This is a genomic window from Apilactobacillus pseudapinorum, assembly GCF_040369555.1.
Taxonomy (GTDB): domain Bacteria; phylum Bacillota; class Bacilli; order Lactobacillales; family Lactobacillaceae; genus Apilactobacillus.
Window position 1 is genome coordinate 1 of the sequence record NZ_BAABVU010000009.1, and the last position, 3,252, is coordinate 3,252.

General features: G+C 48.6%; 2 rRNA genes. Both read left to right on the plus strand.

What is annotated here, in order from left to right:
• The first annotated feature begins 155 nt into the window (after positions 1-155).
• A 23S ribosomal RNA gene (locus tag ABWU86_RS00755) occupies positions 156-3,074 on the plus strand.
• 69 nt (positions 3,075-3,143) lie between these two features.
• Positions 3,144-3,252 (plus strand): 5S ribosomal RNA (gene rrf / locus ABWU86_RS00760); the annotation flags it as partial.

Genomic DNA, 3,252 nt, shown 5'->3' on the forward strand with positions numbered 1-3,252 from the left:
TACTTGGTTCTTTGAAAACTAGATATTATTTAATTTCTATATTGAATTTGTATAATAATACAATTTCAACCGAGAACACCGCGTTATTTTGAGTTTTAAAATATTAGTTTATTCGTAAATACTCAACTAACCAAACATCACGTAGTGATGAAATAGGTTAAGTTATGAAGGGCGCATGGTGGATGCCTTGGCACTAGGAGCCGATGAAGGACGGGACTAACACCGATATGCTTCGGGGAGCTGTACGTAAGCTTTGATCCGGAGATTTCCGAATGAGGAAACTCGATAATCTTAGTCGATTATCACCTGCTGGAGAATACATATCCAGTTTGGAGGCAGACGTGGGGAACTGAAACATCTAAGTACCCACAGGAAGAGAAAGAAATTTCGATTCCCTAAGTAGCGGCGAGCGAACGGGGAACAGCTCAAACCAAAGAGCTTGCTCTTTGGGGTTGTAGGACTGAACATTTGAGTTACCAAGTTAATTGATAGTCGAATTATCTGGGAAGTTAAGCGATACAGGGTGATAGCCCCGTAGGCGAAATCAATTAACCTCAGTTCAGGATCCTGAGTACGGCGACACACGTGAAACGTCGTCGGAATCCGGGAGGACCATCTCCCAAAGCTAAATACTCCCTAGTGACCGATAGTGAACCAGTACCGTGAGGGAAAGGTGAAAAGCACCCCGGAAGGGGAGTGAAATAGTTCCTGAAACCATGTGCCTACAAGCAGTCAGAGCCCGTTAATGGGTGATGGCGTGCCTCTTGTAGAATGAACCGGCGAGTTATGCTAACATGCAAGGTTAAGGCGAAAAGTCCGGAGCCGTAGCGAAAGCGAGTCTGAATAGGGCGTTACAGTATGTTGGGATAGACCCGAAACCAGGTGATCTACCCATGTTCAGGCTGAAAGTGCGGTAAAACGCACCGGAGGGCCGAACCCGTGTACGTTGAAAAGTGCTGGGATGAAATGTGGGTAGCGGTGAAATTCCAAACGAACTTGGAGATAGCTGGTTCTCTCCGAAATAGCTTTAGGGCTAGCCTCGGACTTAGAATCATGGAGGTAGAGCACTGTTTGGGTGAGGGGCCCGTCATGGGTTACTAAATTCAGATAAACTCCGAATACCATCGATTTATATGTCCGGGAGTCAGACGATGAGTGATAAGATCCACCGTCGAAAGGGGAACAGCCCAGACCACCAATTAAGGTCCCTAAATATATGCTGAGTGGAAAAGGATGTGGAGTTGCATAGACAACTAGGATGTTGGCTCAGAAGCAGCCACCATTTAAAGAGTGCGTAATAGCTCACTAGTCGAGTGATTCTGCGCCGAAAATTTACCGGGGCTAAGCATATTACCGAGATTGTGGACATGACGTAGTCATGTGATAGGAGAGCGTTCTAAGGGCAACGAAGGTAGACCGTAAGGACTGCTGGAGCGCTTAGAAGTGAGAATGCCGGTATGAGTAGCGAAAGAATAGTGAGAATCTATTCCACCGATTGACTAAGGTTTCCTGGGGAAGGCTCGTCCTCCCAGGGTAAGTCGGGACCTAAGCCGAGGCCTAGAGGCGTAGGCGATGGATAACAGGTTGAGATTCCTGTACTAGTTAATTATGTTTGAGCGATGGAGGGACGTAGAAGGCTAACCTGAGCGCACTGTTGGATATGTGCGTTCAAGCAGTAAGTCAGGTTATGAGTGAAATGCTTGTAACCGTGTTGACAAGCTGTGATGAGGACCGAAATAAAGTAGGGAAGCAGGCCATGTCACGCTACCGAGAAAAGCTTCTAGTGAGTAATTAACTACCCGTACCGCAAACCGACACAGGTAGTCAAGGAGAGTATCCTAAGGTGAGCGAGTGAACTCTCGTTAAGGAACTCGGCAAAATGACCCCGTAACTTCGGGAGAAGGGGTGCTGCACGCAAGTGCAGCCGCAGTGAAAAGGCTCAGGCGACTGTTTATCAAAAACACAGGTTTCTGCAAAATCGTAAGATGAAGTATAGGGGCTGACGCCTGCCCGGTGCTGGAAGGTTAAGTGGATGAGTTAGCTTCGGCGAAGCCCAGAAACGAAGCCCCAGTAAACGGCGGCCGTAACTATAACGGTCCTAAGGTAGCGAAATTCCTTGTCGGGTAAGTTCCGACCCGCACGAAAGGCGTAACGATCTGAGCACTGTCTCAACGAGAGACTCGGTGAAATTGAGATACCTGTGAAGAAGCAGGTTACCCGCGACAGGACGGAAAGACCCCATGGAGCTTTACTGTAATTTGATATTGGGTGTTGACATAGCTTGTACAGGATAGGTAGGAGCCGTGGAAACCGGAACGCTAGTTTCGGTGGAGGCATTGTTGGGATACTACCCTCGCTGTGCTAACACTCTAACCCGCACCACTAATCGTGGTGGGAGACAGTGTCTGATTGGCAGTTTGACTGGGGCGGTCGCCTCCTAAACAGTAACGGAGGCGCCCAAAGGTTCCCTCAGAATGGTTGGAAATCATTCTTCGAGTGTAAAGGCAAAAGGGAGCTTGACTGCGAGACAGACAGGTCGAGCAGGGACGAAAGTCGGGCTTAGTGATCCGGTGGTACCGTATGGAAGGGCCATCGCTCAACGGATAAAAGCTACCCTGGGGATAACAGGCTTATCTCCCCCAAGAGTTCACATCGACGGGGAGGTTTGGCACCTCGATGTCGGCTCATCGCATCCTGGGGCTGTAGTTGGTCCCAAGGGTTGGGCTGTTCGCCCATTAAAGCGGTACGCGAGCTGGGTTCAGAACGTCGTGAGACAGTTCGGTCCCTATCCGTCGCGGGCGTAGGAAATTTGAGGGGAGCTGTCTCTAGTACGAGAGGACCGAGATGGACATACCGCTGGTGTACCAGTTGTCCCGCCAGGGGCATCGCTGGGTAGCTATGTATGGATGAGATAAACGCTGAAAGCATCTAAGTGTGAAACCGACCTCAAGATGAAATTTCCCATTCCTTTATGGAAGTAAGACCCCTAAGAGATGATTAGGTAGATAGGCTAGAAGTGGAAGTGCAGTGATGTATGGAGCGGACTAGTACTAATTGGTCGAGGACTTAACCAAGTAAGGTAGTAATCGGAAGAAATAAATAATATCTAGTTTTGAGAGAACGAAGTTCTTTCAGATAAATAGTGTGGTGGCGATAGCTAGAAGGATACACCTGTTCCCATGCCGAACACAGAAGTTAAGCTTCTAAACGCCAAGAGTAGTTGAGGGATCGCCCTCTGCGAGGGTAGGAAGT